General features: G+C 70.6%; 15 protein-coding genes and 1 pseudogene. 12 read left to right on the top strand and 4 right to left on the bottom strand.

Annotation, left to right across the window (positions count from 1 at the left end; all coding sequences use genetic code 11):
• From E1291_RS05575 to E1291_RS05565, 3 genes and pseudogenes are all read left to right on the top strand, one after another.
• Positions 1-795, top strand: a pseudogene (locus E1291_RS05575) (AMP-binding protein); the annotation flags it as partial.
• A gap of 598 nt (positions 796-1,393) precedes the next feature.
• Positions 1,394-2,017 (top strand): RNA polymerase sigma factor SigM, encoded by a 624-nt coding sequence (gene sigM / locus E1291_RS05570; protein WP_207400574.1) that lies wholly within the window; start codon positions 1,394-1,396, stop codon positions 2,015-2,017.
• A complete protein-coding gene (locus E1291_RS05565) occupies positions 2,014-2,799 on the top strand; it encodes an anti-sigma factor family protein (RefSeq protein WP_131736542.1) in 786 nt (261 codons plus the stop codon). Before sigM ends, E1291_RS05565 begins: the two co-directional genes overlap by 4 nt.
• A 79-nt stretch (positions 2,800-2,878) precedes the next feature.
• Here the strand turns inward: E1291_RS05565 and E1291_RS05560 are convergent, their stop codons facing one another.
• On the bottom strand, positions 2,879-3,451 hold the full coding sequence (locus E1291_RS05560) for a dienelactone hydrolase family protein (protein ID WP_131736540.1): 573 nt from the start codon (positions 3,449-3,451) through the stop codon (positions 2,879-2,881).
• A 201-nt stretch (positions 3,452-3,652) separates the two neighbouring features.
• Here E1291_RS05560 and trxB point away from each other — a divergent pair, with 201 nt between their 5' ends.
• Together trxB and trxA are read left to right on the top strand one after the other, a co-directional pair.
• Positions 3,653-4,606 carry a thioredoxin-disulfide reductase gene (trxB, locus tag E1291_RS05555; RefSeq protein WP_131736538.1) on the top strand — a complete coding sequence of 318 codons (954 nt, stop codon included), beginning with the start codon at positions 3,653-3,655 and terminating at the stop codon, positions 4,604-4,606.
• Positions 4,607-4,672: 66 nt separating this feature from the next.
• Positions 4,673-4,987 carry a thioredoxin gene (gene trxA / locus E1291_RS05550; RefSeq protein ID WP_131736536.1) on the top strand — a complete coding sequence of 105 codons (315 nt, stop codon included), beginning with the start codon at positions 4,673-4,675 and terminating at the stop codon, positions 4,985-4,987.
• 291 nt (positions 4,988-5,278) lie between these two features.
• On the opposite strand, the gene E1291_RS05545 is transcribed toward trxA, so the two are convergent.
• Positions 5,279-5,896: a GNAT family N-acetyltransferase gene (locus tag E1291_RS05545; protein ID WP_131736534.1), complete on the bottom strand. Its 618-nt coding sequence runs from the start codon at positions 5,894-5,896 to the stop codon at positions 5,279-5,281.
• Between the two features lie 316 nt (positions 5,897-6,212).
• Between E1291_RS05545 and E1291_RS05540 the strand changes: the two genes are divergently transcribed.
• The 7 genes from E1291_RS05540 (at position 6,213) to E1291_RS05505 (ending at position 16,622) form a co-directional block, all read left to right on the top strand.
• Positions 6,213-7,445 (top strand): aminotransferase-like domain-containing protein, encoded by a 1,233-nt coding sequence (locus E1291_RS05540; protein ID WP_131736561.1) that lies wholly within the window; start codon positions 6,213-6,215, stop codon positions 7,443-7,445.
• A gap of 64 nt (positions 7,446-7,509) precedes the next feature.
• Entirely contained in the window at positions 7,510-8,451 is a 942-nt protein-coding gene (locus E1291_RS05535; protein WP_131736532.1) for a D-alanine--D-alanine ligase family protein, read from the top strand.
• Positions 8,452-9,584: 1,133 nt separating this feature from the next.
• Positions 9,585-10,031 carry a WYL domain-containing protein gene (locus E1291_RS45045; protein WP_370770948.1) on the top strand — a complete coding sequence of 149 codons (447 nt, stop codon included), beginning with the start codon at positions 9,585-9,587 and terminating at the stop codon, positions 10,029-10,031.
• A gap of 1,754 nt (positions 10,032-11,785) precedes the next feature.
• The gene (locus tag E1291_RS05520; RefSeq protein WP_207400572.1) at positions 11,786-14,101 is read left to right on the top strand and encodes a DUF8508 domain-containing protein; all 2,316 of its coding nucleotides are present in this window, start codon (positions 11,786-11,788) and stop codon (positions 14,099-14,101) included.
• 519 nt (positions 14,102-14,620) lie between these two features.
• On the top strand, positions 14,621-15,562 hold the full coding sequence (locus E1291_RS05515; RefSeq protein ID WP_165494971.1) for an alpha/beta fold hydrolase: 942 nt from the start codon (positions 14,621-14,623) through the stop codon (positions 15,560-15,562).
• 44 nt (positions 15,563-15,606) lie between these two features.
• A complete protein-coding gene (locus E1291_RS05510; protein ID WP_207400571.1) occupies positions 15,607-16,143 on the top strand; it encodes an RNA polymerase sigma factor in 537 nt (178 codons plus the stop codon).
• Positions 16,131-16,622 (top strand): hypothetical protein, encoded by a 492-nt coding sequence (locus E1291_RS05505; protein WP_131736526.1) that lies wholly within the window; start codon positions 16,131-16,133, stop codon positions 16,620-16,622. Before E1291_RS05510 ends, E1291_RS05505 begins: the two co-directional genes overlap by 13 nt.
• Before the next feature lie 182 nt (positions 16,623-16,804).
• Here E1291_RS05505 and E1291_RS05500 read toward each other — a convergent pair whose 3' ends face one another.
• Complete coding sequence (locus tag E1291_RS05500) at positions 16,805-17,803, bottom strand: ParB/RepB/Spo0J family partition protein (RefSeq protein WP_131736524.1); 999 nt, start codon at positions 17,801-17,803, stop codon at positions 16,805-16,807.
• Positions 17,800-18,615 (bottom strand): ParA family protein, encoded by an 816-nt coding sequence (locus tag E1291_RS05495; protein WP_131736557.1) that lies wholly within the window; start codon positions 18,613-18,615, stop codon positions 17,800-17,802. Before E1291_RS05495 ends, E1291_RS05500 begins: the two co-directional genes overlap by 4 nt.
• Between the last annotated feature and the right edge of the window lie 292 nt (positions 18,616-18,907).

Here is an 18,907-nt window from a genome sequence, read left to right as displayed (position 1 = left end):
ACCCAGGCGCGCCCGCCGCAGCCCGCGGCGCCTCCCGTGCACGGCCCGCCTCCCTACCAGCCGTCCGCGCACCACCAGCCGGCGCCCACCCAGGTCCCGCCGCCCCGCGCGCGCACCCGGCGCAACACGCTGCCGCCCGCGCCGACGGCCCCGGGCTCCGTGGTCCCGGCGGGCTCCGGAGGCTCCGGCAAGCCCGCCAACCGCGCCCTCATGGGCGTCGCGGCCGCCGCGCTCACCGTCATCGTCGGCCTGGGCGCCTGGGCCCTGATGCGCGACGACAAGCCCGACGACAAGGGCGCCGGCCCGAAGCCCAGCGGCGCCAGCTCGCCTCCGGCGTCCGGCAAGCCCGCCGTCACCCAGCTCCGCGCCGTGCAGGCCGAGGGCGTGGAGGACGCCCCGGGCCACCCGGACGCGCAGATCAAGAAGAACGCCGACGCCGTGATCGACGGCAGGTCCCAGCCCTACTGGGAGACGCAGACGTACAGGTCCGCGAACTTCGGGAACTACGCCAAGGGCTTCGGGGTCGTCCTCGACATGGGCAAGACGGTCAAGGTCACCAGCGTCAAGGTCAGCACCCCGGTGAGCGGCGTCCCCATCCAGCTGCGCGTCGGCGCTAGCCGGTCACTCGAGGCCCTGGGGGTCGTCGGCGAGGTCTCGGCCCGCTCGGGTGTCTTCACGATTCCCGCCGACAAGGAGGCCAAGGGCCAGTACGTCCTGGTCTGGTTCACGAATCAGGTCCCCGCCGGGTTCAAGGCGAAGCTCGGCGAGGTCGCCGTCTACGGCTCCGCGAGCTGACGAGCCCACGTCCAACGTCACTGCGAAGGGACGGTCTCTCCTGAGGCCGTCCCTTCTTGGTGACGCGACCCCATCGGTGACCCACCTGCCTGCCCGGTCGTGCCGATCAACGGAGAGGGCGGCGGCGCGCGGAGCCGCATCCCTGGAACCCAAGGGTGACAAACGGTGGCCGTCAGGACAGACGGACGTGCGGCAGGGGGAGCTTGAATCGACACTTGTGCGATAAAGCGGGATGATCTGAGGGCCGCGGGGGGCGGTGTGCACCCGAGGGACCTGGACGGGCGGAACGATGCCGTCCGGAAAAAGGCCCTCGGAAGATCTCATACGGGTCGTACCATCGGGGCCGGAAACCGGCCACGGGGTGTGCGCCGGGACGGCGGGGCGGGGGCCCCGCCGCTGTCACGGGGTTGAGAACGGGCCCATGCGAGGGGCCGGGCGGGGGGTCATGAGCTGTGACGTGGAGTGGCGCTTGTCGGTATCGTGCCTGTGAGCAGATTGTCCCCTCTCCTCTGGAATCCGTCGTGTCTACGCCTGCGGGCGCGGCCGGTCGCCCCCGGTCCTCCTCCCCCCGGCGTTCCGTACGAGAAAGCGGTCGCTCATGACGTCGGTGAGCATGCGTCGCGTTGACGAGGTACCCGACAAGGAGCTGCTCGCACGGCACGCCCAGGGCGACCCGCACGCGTTCGCCGAGCTGGTGCACCGGCACCGCGACCGCATGTGGGCGGTCGCGCTGCGGACGATCGGCGACCCCGAGGAGGCGGCGGACGCGCTGCAGGACGCCTGCCTGTCGGCCTTCCGCGCCGCCGGGCGGTTCCGCGGCGACGCCGCCGTCACCACCTGGCTGCACCGGATCGTGGTGAACGCCTGCCTGGACCGCATCCGCCGCAAGTCCGTGCGTCCCGCGACGCCGATGGGCGACGACGCGACCTTCGACGCCGTCGCCCCGAAGATGCCCGACCCGACGGACGCGCACGGGGTGTCCCTCGACGTCCACACGGCCCTGCTGCAGCTGCCGTTCGAGCAGCGCGCCGCGCTCGTGCTGGTCGACATGATGGGGTACTCCGTCGACGACGCGGCGCAGGTCATGGAGGTGCCGCCGGGGACGATCAAGAGCCGCTGCGCGCGCGGCCGGGCCCGGCTCGCGCCGCTTCTCGTCCACCATCGGAACCGACGGGACTCCAGGAACGTCGGAGGTGTGGAAGGAGGTGGCATGCCCACATGAACCCCGCGCACCTTGACTACGACATCCTCGCCGATCTGGCCGAGGGGCTGCTCGAAGACGACCACGCCGCCTCCGTCAGCGCGCACCTCGATACTTGCGCCGAGTGCCGGGACCGCTCCGCCGACCTCGCGGACGTCTCCCGGATCCTGGCGGAGGCACCCGTCCCGTCCATGCCCGCGGAGCTGGCCGAGCGCATCGACACGGCCATCGCGGCGGAGTCGCTGAGCACCGCCACCGTGGTGAGCCTGGAGCGGCGGCGCGGCAGGCGGCATTGGCGGATCCTGTCGGCCGCCGCGGCGACGGTGGTCGTGCTCGGCGGCGGAGCGGTGGTCGGCAAGATCGCGTTGCAGGATTCGAGCGGCGGCGACCACCAGGGCTCCACGAGCCCCGTGCAGGACGGGGCCGACCGGCGCGGCCAGGCCCGTGGCGTGGCGCCGCAGGCGACGCCGCACCAGTCCGTGATGAAGAGCCCGACCTACACGGTCGCGCACACCGGCACCGACTACCGGGCCGGGAGGCTCGGCCCGCAGATCGATCACCTTCTGGGCAAGGGCCAGGAGCTGCGGCTCCAGGGCGGTCCGCCCGACCAGCGGCTCGCGGGCTGCGTCGGCGGCGTCACCGGCGGGAAGCCGCCCGTCCTCGTCGACCAGGCGACGTTCGAGGGACGCCAGGCGACCGTGATCGCGGTGCGCGGCGACCGGCCCGGCCGGTGGACGGCCTGGGTCGTGGGCCCGGACTGCACCGCCGCCGCACCGCACGTGCTCGAACAGGAGAACGCCTGAGGGCGTCCCCGGCGTGACGAAGGCCCTGGACGGCGTCGCCGTCCAGGGCCTTCGACGTTCCCGGTGATCGGTGTTCCGGTCAGAGGCCGGCCAGGAAGCCCAGCGCGGTCGTCCAGGTCTGCTCGGCGGCCTCGGCGTCGTGGTCGGGCAGGCCCGGGTCGGAGTACATGTGCCCGGCGCCCCGGTACCGGAAGACCTCCACGTCGGCGCCCGCCTTGGTCATCTGCAGGTACCAGGTGTTCACCCAGTCCGCGGGCTCCCAGGTGTCGGGGTCGGCGACGTGCAGCTGGACGGGGATGCTCGTGGACGCGTCCTCGGCGATGTCGGACGTGCCGTGCAGCATCAGCAGCCCGCGGGCCTTCTCGTCCGCCAGCGCGACGTTCTGGGCGAGCGCGGCGCCGAGCGAGAACCCCGCGTACACCAGCCCTCCGTCGCCGGTCAGCGGTGCCGCCGCGGCGACGGCCCGGCGCAGCAGCTCGTCCCGGGTGATCTCGTCCTTGAGCGCGAGGCCCTCCTCGGCGGTGTCGACGACACGACCGTCGTACAGATCTGGAGCGTGGACCTCGTGGCCCGCCGCGCGGAGCCGGTCCGCCGCCGCGAGGACGGCCGGGCGGAGCCCGTACATCGAATGCAGTAGAAGGATTCGCGCCATGAAGGACACCCTATGGCCTGGTCGGCGGGCCGTAGAAGGGCGTCGGGAATCACCGGGCTCTAGGATCGGTTGACGCGACTGGCAGGACTGGTCGCGCCGGGACGGGCACCGCGCCGGAGCCGAGGCGGGGCGGTGCGGCGGCCCCCGGGGCGGCCGAGCGGTCGTCCGGCGATCAGCGCCAACGAGGAGAGGCACAGAACAGTGAGCGACGTCCGTAACGTCATCGTCATCGGCTCCGGCCCGGCGGGCTACACGGCCGCGATCTACGCGGCGCGCGGTGACCTGAAGCCGCTGGTGTTCGAGGGGTCCGTCACCGCCGGCGGCGCGCTGATGAACACCACCGACGTGGAGAACTTCCCCGGCTTCCCCGACGGCGTCATGGGTCCCGACCTGATGGACAACCTGCGCAAGCAGGCGGAGCGTTTCGGGGCCGAGCTCATCGCCGACGACGTCACCGAGGTCGACCTGACCGCCGACCCGAAGGTCGTGAAGGTCGGCGAGGAGACCTACCTCGCCCGCGCCGTGATCGTCGCGACCGGCTCCGGCTACCGCGAGCTGGGCCTGCCGGACGAGAAGCGGCTGTCGGGACGCGGCGTCTCCTGGTGCGCGACCTGTGACGGCTTCTTCTTCCGCGACCAGGACATCGCCGTCGTCGGCGGCGGCGACACCGCGATGGAGGAGGCGACCTTCCTCACCAAGTTCGCCCGCTCGGTCACCGTGATCCACCGCCGCGGCGAGCTCCGCGCATCCAAGATCATGCAGGACCGCGCGTTCGCCAACGAGAAGATCCGCTTCCTGTGGGACAGCGAGGTCGTGAAGATCAACGGAGACGACCGCGTCAGCGGCGTGCGGGTGCGCAACGTCGCGTCCGGCGCGGAGAGCACCCTGGACATCACCGGGCTGTTCATCGCGATCGGCCACGACCCGCGCAGCGAGCTGTTCACCGGCCAGCTGGAGACCGACACCGACGGCTACCTGCTCGTGGACTCGCCGACCACCCGCACGAAGATCCCCGGCGTGTTCGCCTGCGGCGACGTCGTCGACCACATCTACCGCCAGGCCATCACCGCCGCCGGCAGCGGCTGCTCGGCCGCGATCGACGCCGAACGCTGGCTGCAGGACCGGGACGCCGCCGAGACGGTCCCGCAGAGCTGACCACGAACGCTTCCGGGCCGGGGGACCGTCCTCGGCCGCCCGCGTGAGAACCAAAGGAGACACACCATGAAAGCCGTGACCGACGCCGACTTCGGGTCCGAGGTCCTGGAGAGCGACAAGCCCGTTCTCGTCGACTTCTGGGCGGAGTGGTGCGGCCCGTGCCGGATGGTGGCGCCGATCTTGGAGGAGATCCACCGGGAGCACGGCGACAAGCTCGAGATCGTCAAGATCAACATCGATGAGAACCCGAAGGTGCCGGCCGAGTACGGCGTCATGCAGATCCCCACGATGAACGTCTACAAGGGCGGCGTGGTCGTCAAGCAGATCATGGGCGCCAAGCCGAAGGCCGCGCTCCTCCGCGACCTCGCCGAGTTCATTTAGCGTTGATTGCAATCCCGGCCCACTGCGCTCGCTGGCGCTCGCTTCGTGACCGTGCTTGTGCGACCGCGAATCGCTTCGCGATCTTCCCGGCGGGGGCTCGCCTTCGGCGTCGCCCCCGCCGGTCAGGGCGCGCGCTCGCGTGACGGCTGAGGGCCGTTGACGGCTGATGACCACTGTGAGACAGGTCCCTAGCCCTAGGGACCCGTTGTCTCCCGCGGCGCGCGCGGGAAAGCGTACGGCCCGCACCCTCTTTCAGGGTGCGGGCCGTATGCATGAACGGCTCAGTGCGTCTCAGACGGGCCGGAGCGCGCCTTCCGGGGTCATGGAGCCGAGCAGCCGTTCCAGTGCCACCTCGACGTCCTCACGCCACGACAGCGCCGACTTGAGCTCCAGCCTCAGCCGCGGATAGCGGTGATGCGGCCGGATGGTCTTGAACCCCACCGACAGCAGGTAGTCGGCGGGCACCAGGCATCCGCCGTCCTCGCCCTTGAGATCGCCGAACGCCTCGATCGCCTTCACCGCCCGCCGGGTCAGGTCCTTCGCGACGCCCTGCACGAGCATCCGGCCGAGCCCACCGCCCGCGAACTCCGGGAGGATGTGCGCGGTCATCAGCAGCACCGCGTCCGCGCTCACCGGGCTGGTCGGGAACGCCACCGAGCGCGGCACGTACAGCGGCGGCGCGTACAGCACGAAGCCCGCCGGGACGTTGTCGACATAGACGATCTTTCCGCAGCTGCCCCATTCGAGCAGCGTCGAGGAGATCCACGCCTCCTTCTCCAGGCCCGGGTCACCGCTCTCCAGCGCCCGGTCCCGGCTCACCGGATCCAGTTCCCAGAACACGCAGCCACGGCAGCGATGTGGGAGATCGTCCAGATTGTCCAGCGTGATGTTGACCAGTCGACGCGACACCGGGCCGGCACACCCCCTGTTGCGATCACGCCCGCCGGAGGCTCCGGGACCGTGCGCGGCTCCGGGACGGCCTCACAGGCGGAGCGCCACTCCGCGGTCCTTCCCGGCAACCTTCCGGGACCTTCGGGCATCGTAGCGGACGGGGCCCGCGGTACCCTCGCGCCCCGCCGCGCCGCCCGGACGACCGGGGTTCTCAGGATCATCCGGGCGGCGATGCCGTAGTTTGCTTGCAGACCCGTCCAGCCGGAGGTTCCTCGTGGAGCAACACTCGCGTACAGATGCCTACACCGACCGCTACGCCGCCCGCGCCGCCGGCATGGTGCCCTCGGAGATCCGAGCTCTGTTCGCGATGGTCGCCCGCCCCGAGGTCGTCTCCCTCGCCGGCGGCGCCCCCTACGTCTCCGCGCTCCCTCTCGACGCCGTCGGCGACATGATCGGCGAGCTCGTCGCCGGCCGGGGCGCCGAGGTCCTCCAGTACGGCTCGGCCCAGGGCGACGCGCTGCTGCGCGAGAGCATCTGCGACGTGATGGCCCTTGAAGGCGTCCAGGCGTCGGCGGACGACATCGTCGTCACCGTCGGCGCCCAGCAGGCCCTCGACCTCATCACCAAGATCTTCGTGGACCCGGGGGACGTCGTCCTCGCCGAGGCGCCCTCCTACGTCGGAGCCCTGGGCACCTTCGCCGCCTACCAGGCCGACGTCGTCCACGTGCCCCTCGACGAGGGCGGCCTCATCCCCGCCGCGCTCCGCGAGACGCTCGACCGTCTTCGCCGCGAGGGCCGCCGCGTCAAGTTCCTCTACACCGTCCCCACCTTCCAGAACCCCGCCGGCGTCACGCTCACGACGGCCCGCCGCGCCCAGATTCTGGAGATCTGCGCCGAGCACGACGTCCTGATCGTCGAGGACAACCCCTACGGCCTCCTCGGCTTCGAGGACGAGCCGATGCGCGCCCTCCGCGCCGACGACGCCCAGCGCGTCATCTACCTCGGCTCGTTCTCCAAGACGATCGCCTCCGGACTCCGCGTCGGCTGGGTCCTCGCCCCGCACGCCGTCCGCGCCAAGCTCGTCCTGGCGGCCGAGTCGGCCATCCTCTGCCCCTCCAACTTCTCCCAGCTCGCCGTCCGCGAGTACCTCACCACCCAGCCGTGGCGCGAGCAGATCAAGGACTTCCGCGAGCTGTACCGCGCCCGCCGCGACGCGATGCTCGACTCCCTCGACCAGCTCATGCCGGACGGCTGTACCTGGACGCGTCCGGCCGGCGGCTTCTTCGTCTGGCTGACCCTCCCCGAGGGCCTCGACTCCAAGGCGATGGCCCCGCGCGCGATCGCCGACCGCGTCGCCTACGTCCCCGGCACCGGCTTCTACGCCGACGGGAGCGGACACCGGCACATGCGCCTGTCCTACTGCTTCCCCGAACCGCATCGCATCCGCGAAGGCGTCCGCCGGCTCGCGGCGGTGGTGGAGCAGGAGATCCGGCTGCGGGACACTTTCGGTGGAGCCTCCCAAGCCGGATCCACCGGCGTCCACACTCCAGGGCCGGACGTCGTCTGAATGTTTCACGTGAAACGCGCCGGCTTCCGGGCCGGCGCGTTTCGTCGTCACGAAGGGCATACCAGTGGAACTCGGGCACGTCGTCGTCCTCGCCGGGGGACTGTCCTATGAGCGGGAGGTCTCCCTCCGCTCCGGCCGCCGCGTCGCCGACGCGCTCCGCGCCCTCGACATTCCGGTGGAGCTCCGCGACGCGGACGCCACCCTCCTCGACTCTCTCGCGGACGACCCGCCGGACGCCGTCTTTCCCGTCCTGCACGGCGCGGCGGGGGAGGACGGCTCCATCCGTGACGTCCTCGAACTGCTCGACGTCCGCTACGTCGGCGCCCGGCCCGACGCCTGCCGTGTCGCCTGGGACAAGCCCACCGCCAAGTCCGTCGTCCGCCGGGCCGGCCTCCAGACCCCCGAGTCCGTCGCCCTCCCCAAGGAGGTCTTCCACGACCTCGGCGCCGCGTCCGTCCTCGGACAGATCATCCGCGGTCTCGGCCTGCCCCTCTTCGTGAAGCCCACCCGGGGCGGCTCCGCGCTAGGCGCCTCCGTCGTCCACGAGGCGAGCGAACTCTCCGCCGCCATGGTCGGCTGCTTCGCCTACGGCGACGCCGCACTCGTCGAGCGCTTCATCTCCGGCACCGAGGTCTCCGTCAGCGTCATCGAACGTGACGGCGCCCTGACCGCCCTTCCCGCCGTGGAGATCGTCGCCCCCGGCGGCATCTACGACTACACGGCCCGCTACGACGCCGGGGACACCGAGTTCGTCACCCCGGCCCGCCTCACCCCGGACGCCGCCGAACGCGCCACCGCCGCCGCGGTCACCGCCCACCGCGCCCTCGGCCTCCGCGACCTCTCCCGCACCGACCTCATCGTGGACGACGACGGCGAGGTCCACTTCCTCGAAGTCAACGTCGCCCCCGGCATGACGGAGACCAGCCTCCTCCCCCGAGCCGTCAGCGTCGCCGGCCTCGACCTGGGCGAGGTCTGCCGAGACCTCATCCTCGCCCGCTACCGCTGACGTCCCATCCCCGGGCCCGCTGTTTCCCGTGAAACATCGGGTCCCACCACCCGCCTACACCAACAAAGCGGGACATCCCCACCACCAGAGGAAGCTGGCCTCGGCCCCGCGCGTCCCCCAAACCCAGCTCCCAGCAAGCCAGGCGCCCCGACCGAAGGACCCGCCCGCCCCCGCCTCAGCCGGCCCGCGCCACCACCGAACCGCCCCGGCCACCTTCCGGGATTCAACGAGATCCCAAATCCGGCCCGTCGGATCGCCCCAGCGGCAAGCTCGAAGCCGCCCCCGAACATCCCAAGCCCCCGGATGTCGGCGCCCCGCCAGCGCGACGCCAACACCGCCACACGGCCGCCCCACACCTCCCGGGTCAGCCCCACCCGACGGTTCCACCTTCGTCAAACCGGCACGGCCAACCAACAGCCCACGTCCGCACGGGGGTCCGCCCTACGCCTACCGACGGCGGCGGCACACAAAGCATCTGTCGACCACCATCAGATGAGAGACGCACCTCTGCCACCGACTCCATAGGCAGCCCGCGCAACCCACGACACCGACCTACCGACGGCGACGAGCCGTGTGGGCCCAACGCCCCGCACCCGGCACGGCACTAAGCAGAGAAGCGGCCGTCAGCCGAAAGACGGACTGGAACATAGCCCCCTACATCGACGGCACAAGCAAGACAAGCGCCCCCAGAACCCCACCGCCCTGCCGACTGCGGCGCCCCATACCCAACGCACACCCGACAGCGAGCAACCCCGCAAGCGACCCGCCAGACGAAGGACGGACTCGGGCCATCCCGCCTGAACGGTCAGCGCAGTGCGTGCCCCACACGCAACGCCCACGCTCATCCCGATGGCAACCCACCAGCCCCGCACGGCCACCGGCCAAAGAACAGATCGCACCTGCGCCATCGACCGCCCGAAGGACCCAACGTCCTACACGCGCTCCTCACGCACAGCCGACCACCCAAGCAACCATCAGACAGAGGCAGACTCGCCACACCGCCCCCTGTCCGTCGACCACCCCAGCGACCGCGCGCCTCTCACCTCGCCAGGATGGTCTGCGTGCCCGACTCGGCCTGACAAAGTGTGGCGACGCCGGTGCCCTCCAAGCCGACCGCAACTGGCTGACTCGGCGTGAGGAGACCGTCAGGCGGACGACGCCCTGAGGCGTCGGCGCAGGAACATCGACACCAGAAGCCGCCCGCACAGCCCCCGGGACATTGGCGGCAAAGCGCGCCCTATCGGTCGGACGCCCGCCTGGCTTATGCCGTGTTGTGGTGGAGTCGAGGCGTGCACTGCAGGGAGCCGACGCGCAATCTGGAGCCGGCGGGACCGACGGGGCGGACTGGCTTGGCGGTGCACTGTCGGCACTCCCCGACGACGCCATCTGGAACCAAGCAGCGCATCCAGATCCGCTACCGCCGCTGGCAGCACCCCCAACAGGTCACCCGCGTTCTCGCACCTCTCGGCATCGTCCTCAAAGCCGGATCGTGGTACCTCATCGCCCGATCAGACGACACCCTCCGCAGAAGAGCCGTTCGGCGTTGTGTTCGGGGCCGGAGGGCCGCCGTCGCCGTGTAGGAGCCCGAGGCGAGGAGATCAGAGCCACCCGTCGCGATTGGCGCTTTCCCCACTCACCGCCGGCGGATGCTTCCTCCGATGTCGCCAGGCGGGGTCCTTTGGCGGCAAGGGTTTGGCCATTCAGAGACGAGCCCCGCGACACCCTAGGTCGTGCAGCTATGTCATAGGTTGCGCCAGCGCTCACGTCCATGAGGGCTGCACTCCGCAGATGTCCTCCGGGCGGTCACCGTCCAGCACCATCCGGACGGCCTCGCACTTGAACTCCCGAGGCACAGGTCCCTGTGCCGTGTCAGCTCTAGGCATCTCAGACCTAAGCGGCGACGGCGCGAATCGCATCGTCGGCGGGACAGCTCCTGCCGACGAGGTCGGCGAAGGCAAGGCGGCCGCCGGGTGGGCTGTGTTATCCAGAAGCAGCGCGAGCCATCCACGGCAGTGCAGGAAGGCGTTCCGCGCCCCTCCTGCAGCCACCTCTGACGGGCTCCCTCGTTCGATGAGCGGCACCAGTCAATCTGCCCTGCGCGATGTTTCACGAGAAACATCGCTCGACTCCCATCATGGCGACGAGCGTTCGCCAGGGTTCCTCTTTCCCGCCGCATGAACTCCCCACACAGCCACGCAAAGCGCCACACGTCGTCCGGCCGAAACCTGGGGCTGGGCGCAACCGCTCCACCAAGCCACTCGCCTAGCACGGACGGGCCAGCTCGCAGACGTAGAGACCCGCAGCAGCGAAAGCTCTCATTTCACTCCACAGTCAGCAGCCCCACCGAACGACCACTCACCGAATCGAGGACGGACGGCCTAGGCGTCCTGGCGCAAGTACCGGATCTCGGGAGCTACTGGAAGTCTGCTGCCTTGTCGGTGGCGACAGCACCGCCGACATTAGAGCTCGGGGGTAGACGCGTGCCGGGGCCGTGGGCGCGGTGGTCGCGATGCATGCTCATCGACTCAAGCAATCCAGGCTTTTCCGGACCGGCCGACCACACCGTCACCGCTTCGCCCTGGTCGCCAACGGCGGGCCACGAGCTCCACGCCCCAGATCCGTAGGGCGGTCGTATCGTCGGCACCGCCGAGGAGGGCCTCGCGCTCAAGGACGAGATCACCCGATACGCCCGGCCGACCAGCGCGCTGTCGCGGCAGCGACACCGCTGACCGGCGACGGAGGGTTGGTGTACGTGGGTTCTCGCTCGGCACCGCGCTCGCCAGAACGTCGCGCTGGCGGACGAGAAGGCGCCCGAGGGCTGCTGATACCGCACGGCACGTCCGACATCGCCAAGGCGACCGGACACCGTGCGTCGGCGTACGGCAACTCGGCCGCCATCACGTGCCGGCGCTCAGCAGTGAAGTCACCCCATCGAACGACGGGCTGCCGCACTGGGCTCCATACGCGACGGCGCCAGCCTGGTCACCTCGTCCCATATGCCCGGCGCTTTCACCGGCTCACTGAGGTCCCAAGTGCGGGGTGGTGGTGGGGGTGCGGCCCAGTGAGGGTGAGACGGGCCGGACGATCGTGATCAAGCGGGCATTGCCGGACACATATGTCCTCTATGTCTTGTTTGCACCATTGACATGATCAAAAAGGGACGAATTAGGAAAAAGTTGTATTAATGTTTTTAGTTAGTGCGAATCCCTCAAGGTCAGCACAGGACCATGCTCCTGGGGACCCCTACACCTCAGGAGCACAACCAGTGGCATCACCCAGAACGCGTCGCTCGATCACGGCGGCGGCGTGCTTGCCGTTCGTGGTGGCGGCGACGATGACCGCAGTGCCGGGAACCGCGGCGGCACTGTCGTCCGACGTCGTCATCTCCGCCGTCTACGGCGGCGGGGGCAACTCCGGCGCGACCATCAAGAACGACTTCATCGAGCTGGCCAACCGCACGGACGCGCCGATCGACGTCACCGGCTGGAGCGTCCAGTACGCGTCGGCGGCCGGTGCCGTCTTCCAGATGACCAACCTCTCCGGCACCATCCCGGCGCATGGCCGCTACCTCGTTCGGCAGGCGCCGGGGGCCGCGGGCACGATCGACCTGCCGACCCCCGACGCCTCCGGCAGCATTCCGATGTCGGCGACCTCCGGGGTCGTCGCGCTGGTCACCGCCCAGGTTCCGCTGGTCGGCTGTGGCATCAGCTGCGCGACCGCCCCCAACGTCAAGGACCTGGTCGGGTACGGCGCGACCGCCAACGTCGAGACGCTCGCGGCGCCGGGGCTCACCAACACCACGGCCGCCGCCCGCAGCGGCTCGCTCGCCGACACCGACAACAACTCGGTCGACTTCACCTCGGGCGTACCGAAGGCCACCAACACCGCGGGCACCACCGTCAAGGCCGACGACACCCCGGGCGGGGGCGACCCGACGCCCGGATCCGTGCGCATCCACGACATCCAGGGCCCCGGTCGCATCTCCCCGATCGTCGGGCAGAGCGTCACCAACGTCCCGGGCATCGTCACGGCCGTCCGCACGACGGGCAACTCGCGCGGCTACTGGTTCCAGGACCCCACGGCCGACGCCGACCCGAAATCCTCCGAGGGTCTGTTCGTCTTCACCGGCTCCACCACCCCGGCCGTCGCCGTCGGCGACTCGGTGCTGGCCACCGGCCGGGTCACCGAGTACCGTCCGGCCGCCGGCGCGCAGTCGCTCACCGAGCTCGGCGGCGCGATCAACACCACCAAGCTGAGCAGCGGCAACGCGCTGCCGGCGGCGGTACCGGTCGCGCTCCCGGACGCCTACACCAAGCAGGGCGCCCTAGAGGCCCAGCCCGTCGAGCCCAGCTCGTACGTCCTGGACTGGTACGAGATCCATGAGGGCATGCGGGTCACCCTGGCCGAGGACACCCGCCTGGTGAGCCCGGTCAACGAGTTCAACGAGCTGTGGGTGCAGACCAAGCCGAACCAGAACCCGACCCCGCGCGGCGGCACGGTCTACAAGTCCTACGACGACCCGAACAGCGGCCGTCTCATGCTCGTCGGCCTGAACGGCGCGCCCAAGGCCAACGTCGGCGACACCCTCAAGGCCGGCAGCGCGGGCCCGCTCGACTACCAGTCCTTCGGCGGTTACGTCATCCAGGCGACCGACCTCGGCGAGCTGAGCACCAAGGTCCTCAAGCGCCAGCAGGTGGCGCCGCCGAAGAAGGCCGGCGACCTGTCGATCGCCACCTACAACGTCGAGAACCTCGCGGCCACCAACCCGCAGTCGAAGTTCGACCGGCTCGCCCAGGCGGTCGTCACCAACCTGCGCTCGCCCGACATCCTCACCCTGGAGGAGATCCAGGACAACAACGGCACCGTCAACGACGGTGTCGTCGCGGCCGATGAGACCATCGCGAAGTTCACCGCGGCGATCCAGGCCGCGGGCGGCCCCGCCTACCAATGGCGCTCCATCAACCCGAACGACGGGGCCGACGGCGGCGCGCCCGGCGGCAACATCCGCACGGTGTTCCTGTTCAACCCGGCCCGGACCACGTTCGTCGACCGTGCGGGCGGCGACGCCAACACCGCGGTGACCGTCGTGCGCCAGCGTCCGACCAGCAACCAGATCTCGCTGTCGGTCTCGCCCGGCCGCATCAACCCGGCCAGCGACGCCTGGAACACCAGCCGCAAGCCGCTCGTCGGTGAGTTCCTCTTCGATGGCAACAAGCAGTTGTTCGTGGTCGCCAACCACTTCAACTCCAAGGGCGGCGACTACCCGCTGTCGGCGGCCGTCCAGCCCCCGGCCCGCGGCTCCGAGGTCCAGCGCGTCAAGCAGGCCACCGAGGTCAACGCGTTCGTGAAGGACCTCGCCACCCAGAGCGCCGGCCGGGCCCGTGTCGTCGTCCTGGGCGACCTGAACGACTACCAGTTCACAGCCCGGCCCTCCAGACCCTCACCGGCAACGGCACCGTGCTCAACCCCCTGGTCAACTCCCTGCCCGAGGACCAGCGCTACAGCTACATCTTCGACGGCAACAGCCAGGTCCTCGACCACATCCTGCTCAGCCCGTCGATCAAGGGCTACTCCTACGGCATCGTCCACATCAACAGCGAGTTCGCCGATCAGGACAGCGACCACGACCCGCAGATCGTCCGCATCCTGACCGGCTGCGACGTCGACCCGATCCCGGCCCGCTGCCTGCCCGGCAGCCCCGTCACCGAATAGCAGGACCCAGCAGTACCAACGACGGCCGGTTCGAGATCCGATCTCGAACCGGCCGTCTTCGCGGGAAGGATCTGAGGGCGCCGGTGGCAGCCTCAGCACACCACCCTGTGATCACCCGCCGTGCTGTTCGGCGGTCACCGGAGCGCCGAGGTCGGTGCCTGCGGTGACGCGCACGACCCGTGCACGTCCGGCGTCATCGCATCTCGGTCGGCGAACCCGGGCGGCCGGCGCGCGACCACACCGCGGAACGGGACTTCCCATTCCAGTTGGCACAGCAGGTGGCGCAGGCTCGCATCCGCGCGGACTGGTCACGCGGCCACCGGCGGGTGGGCCGGCGGGTCGCTGAGTGGGCGGCCCTCACACGCCGGTGAGAAATCGCGAAGTTCGCATGGAACCGATGGCCCCCCGGCTTCCTCTTCTCCAGGCGACACCACCTACTCCTGCTCCGGAGGATCCCATGACCGTGACCACCACGCCCGACATGCCCAACGTCCCAGGCGTCGGCCACCGTCTCGTCGATCTCCCGCACCGCGGCGTCCGGCTCCATGTCGCGGAGGCGGGACCGCGCGACGGTGAGCCGGTCCTGCTGCTGCACGGCTTTCCGCAGCATTGGTACGCATGGCGGCACGTGATCCCGCAGCTGTCTACAGACCACCGGGTCATCGCCGTCGACCTGCGCGGATTCGGCTGGTCGGACGCCCCCCGCGACGGGTACACCGGCGGCGCCCTCACACGCGACGTGATCGCGCTGCTCGACGCGCTGGATCTCGGCCGTGTGCGCGTGATCGGCCACGACTGGGGCGCGTGGATCGGTTTCATCCTCGCCATCGAGTCGCCGGAACGCGTCAGCCGGTTCGTCGCCGTGAACATGGCGCATCCGTGGCCGGAGCCGCTCAAGCTCCTGCCGAATCTGTGGCGGATGTGGCACACGGCGCCACTGGAGTATCCGCCGATCGGACGGCTCGTCCTGCGCGGGCGGCGGTTCGTCAGGTTCCTGCTTCGGCACTGGGCCGTCGACGCCGCCCTGTGGGACCGCGAGGACCTGGACGTCTACGCCGACGTCTTCCGCGATCCGGCTCGGGCGCGGGCCGGGGAACAGTTCCACTTCCAGTACGTCCTGCACGAGATCCTGCGGCACCCTCGTGGCCGGTACCGCCGGGCACGGCTGACGGTCCCGACCCTGATCCTCGCTGGGGAACGCGACCTCGTCGTCCCGCCGGACGTCGTCGGCGACGGGACGAGCCATGCCGACGACCTGCGGGTCATGGTGATCGAAGGAGGCGGGCATCTGCTGCCCGAGGAGCGACCGGAAGCCGTCTCGGCCGAGGCACGGATCTTCTTCTCCCAGGGCGCGACCCCGGCGTTCAGCGCCGCCAAGGGAGAGGTCACCGCGTCCTGAATACTCTCGTGCAGGTCATCACGACGGACGGGAGGATGGGACAGGTGGCGGAAACCGGCGAGGCGGCACCGCGCCCTCCCGACCGCTTCGCCATCGCCGCCGACCTCGTCCGCAGGGCGCAGCGCGGCGACGCGGTGGCGATGAACGACCTCCTGGATCTCCTGACTCCGTACGTCGCCAGGCTCTGTGGCCCGATCGCGCTCCAGGACTCGGCGGACGCGGCGCAGGAGGCACTGCTCGCGGTGTTCCAGGGCCTGCGCAACGTCCGCGATCCCGGTGCCCTCTATGGCTGGGTGCGGACGACGGCGGTGCGCGAGGCCGTCCGCGTCGCACGCCGGAACCAGCACCAGATCCCCGCCGAACTCGACGACGTCCCGGCGGCCGGCAGCCCCGAACTGGCGGCCGACATCCGGGACGTTCTCGGCCGGCTGTCACCGGAACACCGCGCGATCCTCGTCCTGCGCGAGATCGAGGGTCTGGACGAGAAGGCCGCGGCCGACCTGCTCACGATCTCGCCGGGCACCGCGAAGTCCCGGCTGAGCCGTGCCAAGAGCACCTTCCGAAAGGCATGGACGTCATGACCGCCCCCTGGCCCGTCGCCGAACTGGACCCGGTCCGGCGCATGCGCGTGCTCGCCGCCTCGATCCCCGGCGTCATGTACACCGAGGAGCACCTGCGCATCCCTTACGAACGGGTCTGGGCTTACGTCGACGACGTCGAGACGAGCATCCCCGCACTGATCACGGACATCCGCTCATTCCGGGTCGTGGGCCGGGACACCGCCGCCCCCGACCCGGCGGAGAAGCGGCTCACGGCCAAGGCCGCCGGCCTCCTCGGCAATCGGGGCGACTTCGAGGTCGTCCTGAAGCCCGGCTGGTGCCTGATGCAGAGCCGCCTGGTCATCGGCGGCATGGCGGCGACCCCGGAAGGCGACGGCACCCGCTTCGCGGGCTGCGGCGGCCTGCGCTTCGCCGGTGGACGCCTGCTCGTCGCGATGGTCGCCGCGACCGGCGGCGGCCACCGGATGATCAAACGTCTGCGGCAGGAACTCGACGACTGACGCACAGGGCACGATGAGGGCCGCCGGGGCCCGTGTTCCTGAGCTGCCGGCGCTCGCCACTGTCCGGCCTGTGGGGCCGTCCACACGGGAGTCCGCAGGGGGGGCGTCCTGCGGGGTTCCAGGGACCGGAGGCGTTCCGTGGAACGCGCCCCGGAAGCCACCATGGGTCCGGGGCGCGGGGGTCAGTCCGTTGCGGGCTCGTCGTCGGGGGCCATGGACTTGATGATGCGGTCGAGGTCCTCAAGGGTGGCGAACTCTACGACGATCTTGCCCTTGTTGCGGCCCATGTCGACGCGGACGCGGGTGTCGTAGCGGTCGGAGAGCCGCTCTGACAGCTCCTTCAGGGCGGGCGCGACGGGGAGCTTGCGGCGGCCCTGCCGGGGGGCCTTCGGCTCGTTGTCGTCCACCTCGCGGAGGGCGATGAGCTCCTCCAGGGCGCGGACGGACAGGCCCTCCTGGACGATGCGCTGGGCCAGGTGCTCCTGGGCCTCGACGCTGTCGAGGGACAGCAGGGCGCGGGCGTGGCCGGCGGACAGGACGCCCGCGGCGACCCGGCGCTGGACGGCGGGCGGCAGGTTCAGCAGGCGCAGCGTGTTCGTGATGTGCGGGCGGGACCTGCCGATGCGGGTGGCGAGCTGCTCGTGGGTGGCGCCGAAGTCCTGCAGGAGCTGCTGGTAGGCGGCCGCCTCCTCCAGCGGGTTGAGCTGCTGGCGGTGGAGGTTCTCCATGAGCGCGTCACGGAGCAGGTCGTTGTCGCCGGTGTCGCGGACGATCGCGGGGATGACGTCGAGCCCGGCCAGCTGGGACGCGCGCCAGCGGCGCTCCCCCATGATCAGCTCATAGTCGTGGTCGGGCAGGTCGGCCCTGCGGACGACGATGGGCTGCAGGAGGCCGACGATGCCGATCGACTCGGCGAGCTCTTCCAGGGCCTGCTCGTCGAAATGCTCCCGGGGCTGCCTCGGGTTGACCGTGATGGAGCGGACGGGCAGTTCCGCGAAGTGGGCCCCAGCCACGGGTGCGATGTCGGGGGCGGAGGCGGCGCCGTCCGCGCCGGGCCGGTGCGGACCGCCCAGGTTGCCGGGTCCGCCCGCGGCACCCGGTTCCTCCGGGGGAGGCGGTGGCGGGGCGGTGGGGATGAGCGCGCCGAGTCCCTTGCCCAGGCCACGTCTCTGCTGGCTCACTTGGCCGCTCCACGGTGCGCCATCTCGGAGGCCGCCTCACTGTAGGCCAGCGCACCGCTGGAACCGGGATCGTAGGTCATGACGGACTGGCCGTAGCTCGGCGCCTCGGACACGCGGACGCTGCGGGGGATGACGGTATTGAGGACGACGTCGCCGAAGTGGGTGCGGACGTCCTCGGCCACCTGCGCGGCCAGCCGGGTGCGGGCGTCGTACATCGTGAGCAGGATCGTGGAGACGCTCAGCTTCGGGTTGAGGTGCGCCTTGACGAGGTCGACGGTCCGGATGAGCTGGCCGAGCCCCTCTAGGGCGTAGTACTCGCACTGGATCGGGATGAGCAGCTCGTCGCCGCCGACGAAGGCGTTCACGGTGAGGAGGCCGAGCGACGGGGGGCAGTCGATCAGCACGTAGTCGAACTTGTCGGTCTCGTAGGCGTCGAGCGCGCGGCGCAGCCGGGACTCGCGGGCCACCTTGGAGACCAGCTCGATCTCCGCGCCCGCGAGGTTGAGCGTCGCGGGGGCGCAGAAGAGGTTGGGGATCTCGGGCGCCGGGACGACGATGTCCTCCATCGCGACGTCCTCGATCAGCACGTCGTAGATCGACGGGATCTCGGCGTGGTGTTCGACGCCGAGCGCGGTCGAGGCGTTGCCCTGCGGGTCGAGGTCGACGACGAGCACCTGGGCCCCGTGCATCGCGAGCGAGGCGGCGAGGTTCACCGAGCTGGTGGTCTTGCCGACGCCGCCCTTCTGGTTCGCGATGGTGATGATGCGGCAGTGTCCCGGCCGCGGCCATTCCTTCTCCCTGCGGCCCGCCATCACCTTGAGTGCGTTGACCGCTGTTTCATGTGAAACCTTGGCGTCCTTGAGCGCCTCGCGCACGAGTTCTGACTCCCCCTGAGATGTGCCCTTACGCGGGGCCGGCGGCTGTTGTGCGCCGGCGTTCGTCGGCACGTAGCCGACGTTCTCCGCGGTGCCGGACGTGGTGTTGCCCCACATGGCGTGTCCGGAGGGCGCGGCGTCTGGCGCCGCCTCCCCCCGGGCGGCGTCGTCCTGGGCCGGCGCGGCCGGGTCGGACGGCTGATCGTCGGGGGATTCGTCGGCGCGGTCG

It is taken from the genome of Actinomadura roseirufa (assembly GCF_900659635.1).
Classification (GTDB): domain Bacteria; phylum Actinomycetota; class Actinomycetes; order Streptosporangiales; family Streptosporangiaceae; genus Spirillospora; species Spirillospora roseirufa.
This window is presented reverse-complemented; position numbering and strand designations above follow the sequence as displayed.